Source organism: Klebsiella sp. 18074 (assembly GCF_902705905.1).
Taxonomy (GTDB): Bacteria; Pseudomonadota; Gammaproteobacteria; order Enterobacterales; family Enterobacteriaceae; genus Klebsiella; species Klebsiella terrigena.
Map to the genome: position 1 here is coordinate 1 of NZ_CACSIS010000058.1, position 6,979 is coordinate 6,979.

The following is a 6,979-nucleotide window of genomic DNA, read 5'->3' on the forward strand; positions in this document are numbered from 1 at the left end:
AGTAATGGTTTCAAACTGATATTGATGGGGGGAAGGTTCTCTAAGCATGGCAGTCAGTCCATTTTTTGCACTGACCTTATTAGATCAAAGTCCTGGCCTCACGGCCAGGACTTTGTCATCAATCTGAAACCCTTCATCTGAAGGGTTTTTTTGCATCTGGCTTACTGCGCCGCGGCGGCCGGTTTCTCCGGCGCCGCCGGCTGGGTTGGCTGCAGCTCAAAGACCACATCCACCTGATCGTCAAACTGGATCGTCGCCTGCTCGTAGGTTTCCTGGGCGGAAACCGGCGCGGCATCGGCGGCTTTCATCATGCGCACCATCGGGCTCGGCTGATAGTTCGAGACGTGGTAGCGAACGCTATAAACCGGGCCCAGCTTGCCGTGGAAGCCGGCAGCCAGCTCCTGCGCCTGGTGCACAGCATCATCGATGGCCGCCTTACGCGCCTTATCTTTATAGGCATCCGGTTGCGCAACGCCCAGCGATACCGAGCGAACTTCGTTCAGGCCGGCCTTCAGCGCGCCGTCCAGCAGGCCGTTAAGCTTGTCCAGCTGGCGCAACGTCACTTCGACGGTGCGCACAGCGCGGTAGCCCTTCAGGATGCTTTTACCGTTCTGGTAATCATAGTCAGGCTGGGTGCGCAGGTTCGCGGAGTTGATATCCTTCTTGGCAATACCGTTCTTTTCCAGGAAAGAGAGGTATTGCGCAACGCGATCGTCGGCCTGTTTTTTCGCCGATGCGGCGTCTTTCGCGGTCACGTTAACTTCAATTGCCAGGGTCGCAATATCGGGCGCCGCAGCAACGCTGGCGGTACCCGAGGTCACAATGTGGGGGCCATTTGGCAATTCATTTGCCTGAGCTGCCATTGAGCTGAATCCGATTGCTGCCGCCAGGGCCATGAGCTTTAACTTCACTGTCGTTTCTCCATCTACATTGGTCGCCCATATACGGACGCATGCCAGCAAGCTTAACGCGTATATGCGGAAAGTCCATCGGACTAAGCCTGGTTGAACAGCGCCTGTACGTGTAAAAAGCCATCTTTAGCCAGCTGGACGGCGATCAGCCACATCACCAGGCCAACCAGCACGTTAATGATCCGCTGCGCCCGGGTGGTGCGTAAACGCGGCGCCAGCCAGGCCGCCAGCAGGGCCAGGCCGAAGAACCACAGGAACGAGGCGCTGATGGTGCCAAGTGCAAACCAGCGTTTCGGCTCAACCGCCAGCTGTCCGCCCAGGCTGCCGAGCACCACGAAGGTATCGAGGTAAACGTGCGGGTTCAGCCAGGTGACAGCCAGCATGGTGACAATAATTTTCCAGCGTCCCTGCTTCATCACCTCCGCGCTCGCCAGTTCCAGATTGTCGCTAAAAGCCGTTTTCAGCGCGCCGAAACCATACCATAGCAGGAAGGCCACGCCGCCCCAGGTGACCAGCGCCAGCAGCCACGGCGACTGTATCAGCAATGCGCTGCCGCCAAAAATACCGGCGCAGATCAGCAGCAGATCGCTAATCGCACACAGCAGCGCAATCATCAGATGATACTGGCGGCGAATGCCCTGATTCATCACAAACGCATTCTGCGGGCCAAGCGGCAAAATCATAGCCGCTCCCAGGGCAAGCCCCTGAAAGTAATACGATAACATAGTGGTTTTTCCGATGAGGTCGTTAACGCAGGTGAATATAGCGCGAACAAATCATTAGAGGAAATTGATAATATTAATCATTAATTAGCGACGCTAATAATGAACAATGACTAAAGGCCAGCAGGCGCTGGCCTTCGGCTATTGCGGGCGCTGAACTACTCCGCCTGCTCCTGCGGACGGATCACGTGCACGTCCATCTGCGGGTACGGGAAGCTGATACCGTTAGCATCAAACTCGCGCTTGATACGCTCCAGAACATCCCAGTAAACGTTTTGCAGATCGCTGCTCTGGCTCCAGACGCGGATAATATAGTTCACCGAAGAAGCGCCCAACTCATGCAGGCGGACGGTTCTTTCACGATCTTTCAGAATACGTTCGTCTGATTCGATAATATTGGTCAGCAGTTGCTTCACTTTATCAATATCGGCATCGTAGGCAACGCCGATAATAAATTCATTGCGGCGAACCGGTTCACGAGAAAAGTTAATGATATTACCGGCGATAATTTTACCGTTCGGGATCACCACAATTTTGCCATCGACGGTGCGCATGGTGGTGGAGAAAATCTGAACATTGAGGACGGTACCGGCCACGCCGCCGAGATCGACATATTCACCCGCGCGGAACGGGCGGAACATCACCAGCAGCACGCCAGCGGCGAGGTTGGACAGCGAGCCCTGCAGCGCCAGACCCACGGCTAAACCGGCGGCACCGAGTACGGCAATCACCGACGCCGTCTGCACGCCGACGCGGCCTAAGGCGGCAATCAGGGTAAAGGCAATAATAGCGTAGCGCACCAGCGCGGAAAGGAAATCGGCCACGGTGGCATCAATCTTACGCGCCAGCATCAGACGATTAACCGTGTTCGACACCATGCGCGCCACGATCATCCCGACGATAATAATCGCGATCGCCGCGACGATATTGACGGCATAGCTCAGGAGCAGCTCCTGATTACGCACCAGCCACGAGCTGGCGTTGTGTATGCTATCGGCAACGTTCAAATCTTCCATTTAACATTCCTTATAAATACCCGGGCGGGAAATAAAAAAACCAGGCCTGCAAAACGGCAGGTAGGTTAAGGGTAAACAATATGCGCCTGTTTTGCCAAGTCGATCACAGTTTCCCCCTGGTATATCCTTTTGCCTGGAAACGAAAAAGCCCGCAGTTAAGCGGGCTTCAGGGCAAGAAACAGAATTTTCTTACAGAACGTCGATCGCGTTCAGCTCTTTAAATGCCTGCTCCAGACGGGTCACCATGGACGTCTGAGCAGCGCGCAGCCATACACGCGGATCGTAGTATTTCTTGTTCGGCTGGTCTTCGCCTTTCGGGTTGCCCAGCTGGGCCTGCAGGTAAGCTTCGTTAGCTTTGTAGTACTGCAGGATACCGTCCCAGGTTGCCCATTGGGTGTCGGTATCGATGTTCATTTTGATCACGCCGTAGCTTACGGAGTCTTTGATTTCCTGAGCAGAAGAACCGGAACCGCCGTGGAAGACGAAGTTCAGGCTGTTGTGCGGCAGGTTATGTTTCTTAGAAACATATTCCTGAGAGTCGCGCAGGATAGTCGGGGTCAGAACCACGTTGCCCGGCTTGTACACGCCGTGTACGTTACCGAAGGAAGCAGCAATGGTGAAACGCGGGCTGATCTTGCTCAGTTCAGTGTACGCGTAATCAACGTCTTCCGGCTGGGTGTACAGCGCAGAAGCGTCCATGTGGCTGTTGTCCACGCCGTCTTCTTCGCCACCGGTGCAGCCCAGTTCGATTTCCAGAGTCATGTCCATTTTGGCCATGCGCGCCAGATACTTAGAGCAGATCTCGATGTTTTCGTGCAGGGACTCTTCGGACAGGTCAATCATGTGAGAAGAGAACAGCGGTTTGCCGTGAGCGGCGAAGTGTTTTTCGCCGGCGTCCAGCAGGCCGTCGATCCACGGCAGCAGTTTCTTAGCGCAGTGGTCGGTGTGCAGAATAACCGGCACGCCGTAGTGTTCAGCCATCTGGTGAACGTGATGTGCACCGGAGATAGCGCCGAGGATTGCCGCCCCCTGAGGAACGTCGGTTTTAACCGCTTTGCCAGCGATGAACGCCGCGCCGCCGTTAGAGAACTGAACGATAACCGGAGATTTAGCTTTTGCAGCTGCTTCCAGAACGGCGTTGATGGAGTCAGTACCCACACAGTTAACCGCTGGCAGTGCGAAGTTATTCTCTTTAGCTACCTGGAACACTTTCTGAACGTCATCACCCGTGATCACGCCAGGTTTTACAAAATCAAAAATTTTAGACATGTTACGTAGTCCTGTATCTTCGGCCGTTTCTGCTCGTCACAATTCGTGCTGCCGGTGCGTTGGCTTTCCTCGCTTACCGCCGCCGCTAACTTGCGTAAGCCGCCGGGGTTCGCCGTGTCGCTGCCTTCCGGCAACGCGAATTATTTAGAGCGACAATTGAATAGAATTTGAAAAACAGGCGGTGTTACCCGCCTGTACAAACTTACTTCTTAGCGCGCTCTTCGAGCATTGCTACTGCTGGCAGTACTTTGCCTTCCACGAATTCGAGGAACGCGCCGCCGCCAGTAGAGATGTAGGAAATTTTGTCCGAGATGCCAAACAGATCAATTGCAGCCAGGGTATCGCCGCCGCCTGCAATGGAGAACGCTTCGCTGTCGGCAATGGCGTTAGCCACGATTTCAGTGCCTTTACGGAAGTTCGGGAACTCAAACACACCAACCGGGCCGTTCCACAGAATAGTTTTAGCATTTTTCAGGATATCAGCCAGCTTCTGGGCAGAAACGTCGCCGAGGTCCAGAATCTGCTCTTCATCTTTGATGTCGTTGACAGATTTCAGGGTTGCTGCCGCCGTTTCGGAGAATTCAGTCGCTACGCGAACGTCGGTCGGTACCGGGATATCGCAAGTAGTCAGCAGGCGCTTAGCTTCGTCAACCAGGTCAGCTTCGTACAGGGATTTACCCACGTTGTGGCCCTGAGCGGCAACGAAGGTGTTGGCAATGCCGCCACCGACAATCAGCTGGTCAGCGATTTTAGACAGGGAGTCCAGAACGGTCAGCTTAGTGGAAACTTTAGAACCACCGACGATGGCAACCATCGGGCGAGCCGGCTCTTTCAGCGCTTTACCCAGCGCGTCCAGCTCTTCAGCCAGCAGCGGGCCGGCGCAGGCTACGTCGGCAAATTTACCGATACCATGGGTAGAAGCCTGGGCACGGTGGGCAGTACCGAATGCATCCATAACGAATACGTCGCACAGTGCGGCGTATTTTTTTGACAGCGCTTCGTCGTCTTTCTTTTCGCCTTTGTTGAAGCGAACGTTTTCCAGAACAACCAGTTCACCGGCGGCAACTTCAACGCCGTCCAGGTAATCTTTAACCAGGCGAACCGGGTTGGACAGCTTGTCTTTCAGGTAATTAACAACCGGCAGCAGAGAGAATTCTTCGTTGTACTCGCCTTCTGTCGGACGACCCAGGTGAGAAGTGACCATCACTTTAGCGCCCTGCTTCAGAGCCAGCTCAATGGTCGGCAGAGAAGCACGAATACGCGCGTCGCTGGTTACTTTACCGTCTTTAACTGGTACGTTCAGATCGGCACGGATAAAAACGCGTTTACCAGCCAGATCCAGATCGGTCATCTTAATTACAGACATGGTGAATCCTCTCGTTGATTCATAAAGTTTTGCAAGCGCTCACGCACTTTACCTGAAACCTTGAGCGGCCATCGCTAACGTCGTGTCGAGCATCCGGTTAGCAAAGCCCCATTCGTTATCGCACCAGACCAACGTTTTGATCAAATGCGCCCCACTCACTCGCGTCTGGGTGCCATCAACGATAGCGCTGTGCGGATCGTGGTTAAAATCTGTCGAGACTAACGGTAATTCCGTATAGTCAACTATACCATGAAATGTTCCCTGCGCTGCTTTTTGCAGCAACTGGTTGACTTCATTAGCCTTTACCGGTTTTTTCACCGTCACGCTCAGGTCGATCGCCGTCACATTTATCGTCGGTACGCGAACCGCAATCGCTTCAAAACGGTCGTTAAACTGAGGGAAAATACGTGCGATCCCCGCTGCAAGTTTAGTATCAACCGGAATAATTGACTGACTGGCCGCACGCGTACGGCGTAAATCCGGATGATAGGCATCTATAACCTGCTGATCGTGCATGGCGGAGTGGATCGTCGTTACCGTCCCTGACTCAATACCGTAGGCATCATCTAACAGCTTAATGACCGGAATAATGCAGTTGGTGGTGCAGGAGGCGTTGGAGACAATACGGTGCTCTGCACGTAGCTCATCATGGTTAACGCCGAACACAACGGTGGCATCGAGATCGTTACCGCCGGGATGCGAAAAGATAACCTTCTTCGCGCCAGCCTGAAGATGGGCTTCGCCATGCTCACGACTGCCGTAAACCCCGGTACAATCAAGTACGATATCCACCGCCAGCTCTTGCCAGGGTAGCGCCTCTATCGAAGCTTCGTGCAGCAGGCGAATGACGTCATCGCCAACGTAAAGCTGCTCCCGCTCCTGGCGAACGTCCCAGGCAAAGCGCCCATGGCTGGTATCATATTTCAATAAGTGCGCAATGCCCGCAGCATCCGCCAGCTCGTTGATTGCCACCACGGTAATTTCCGCACGACGCCCGGATTCATATAAAGCACGAACCACGTTGCGCCCTATGCGACCGAAGCCATTAATCGCAATGCGTATGGTCATAGGTCTCCTGCAAGGTTATCCCTGATGTGAGGTGGCTGACAGAGTAATCCAGCAACGCCCGGAGGGAAACCTTACCCGTCGCAAACTGCGACTGATTGATTAATTGTCGAACATTTAGACGACTGAAACGCTTCAGCTAGAATAAGCCAAACGCGGAATAAAAGGAATGCTTGTCCAGTATGAGAAGCATGTAATCTGACATACATCACATTTTCACTGGAATAATATGCAGCCTCGTGACAGCCATCGGGAATAACAGCAACAAAAAAGCCGGGCGTTAGCCCGGCTCATTCTTTTACTGCCGTCGCGGAGCGCGTTGCTCAGAACTACAGCAGCGCTTTCGCCTTAGCGACAACGTTCTCAACGGTGAAACCGAACTCTTCAAACAGCAGCTCAGCCGGCGCAGACTCGCCGAAGCTGGTCATGCCGACGATGGCACCGTTCAGGCCCACGTATTTGAACCAGTAGTCAGCGATACCCGCTTCCACCGCCACGCGAGCCGAAACCGCTTTCGGCAGCACCGATTCACGGTACGCCGCATCCTGCTTGTCGAACGCGTCGGTGGACGGCATGGACACCACGCGCGCCTTCACCCCTTCCGCTGACAGCTGGTCCCACGCGGCAACC

General features: G+C 54.2%; 7 protein-coding genes. All 7 read right to left on the reverse strand.

Going from position 1 to position 6,979, the window contains the following annotated elements; genetic code table 11:
- Positions 1-161: 161 nt before the first annotated feature.
- Complete coding sequence (locus GVK32_RS28020; protein ID WP_159874089.1) at positions 162-911, reverse strand: oxidative stress defense protein; 750 nt, start codon at positions 909-911, stop codon at positions 162-164.
- Positions 912-994: 83 nt separating this feature from the next.
- Positions 995-1,636, reverse strand: a complete 642-nt coding sequence (argO, locus tag GVK32_RS28025; protein WP_159874091.1) for an arginine exporter ArgO — start codon at positions 1,634-1,636, stop codon at positions 995-997.
- Positions 1,637-1,791: 155 nt separating this feature from the next.
- Entirely contained in the window at positions 1,792-2,649 is an 858-nt protein-coding gene (gene mscS / locus GVK32_RS28030) for a small-conductance mechanosensitive channel MscS (protein ID WP_159874093.1), read from the reverse strand.
- A gap of 189 nt (positions 2,650-2,838) precedes the next feature.
- The gene (fbaA, locus tag GVK32_RS28035) at positions 2,839-3,918 is read right to left on the reverse strand and encodes a class II fructose-bisphosphate aldolase (protein ID WP_159874095.1); all 1,080 of its coding nucleotides are present in this window, start codon (positions 3,916-3,918) and stop codon (positions 2,839-2,841) included.
- A gap of 202 nt (positions 3,919-4,120) precedes the next feature.
- Entirely contained in the window at positions 4,121-5,284 is a 1,164-nt protein-coding gene (gene pgk / locus GVK32_RS28040) for a phosphoglycerate kinase (RefSeq protein ID WP_159874097.1), read from the reverse strand.
- Positions 5,285-5,332: 48 nt separating this feature from the next.
- Positions 5,333-6,352, reverse strand: coding sequence for an erythrose-4-phosphate dehydrogenase (epd, locus tag GVK32_RS28045; RefSeq protein ID WP_123708783.1), 1,020 nt, complete (start codon positions 6,350-6,352; stop codon positions 5,333-5,335).
- A 326-nt stretch (positions 6,353-6,678) separates the two neighbouring features.
- Positions 6,679-6,979 (reverse strand): transketolase C-terminal domain-containing protein (locus tag GVK32_RS28050; RefSeq protein ID WP_304623258.1); only part of this gene is annotated, 301 nt, incomplete at its 5' end.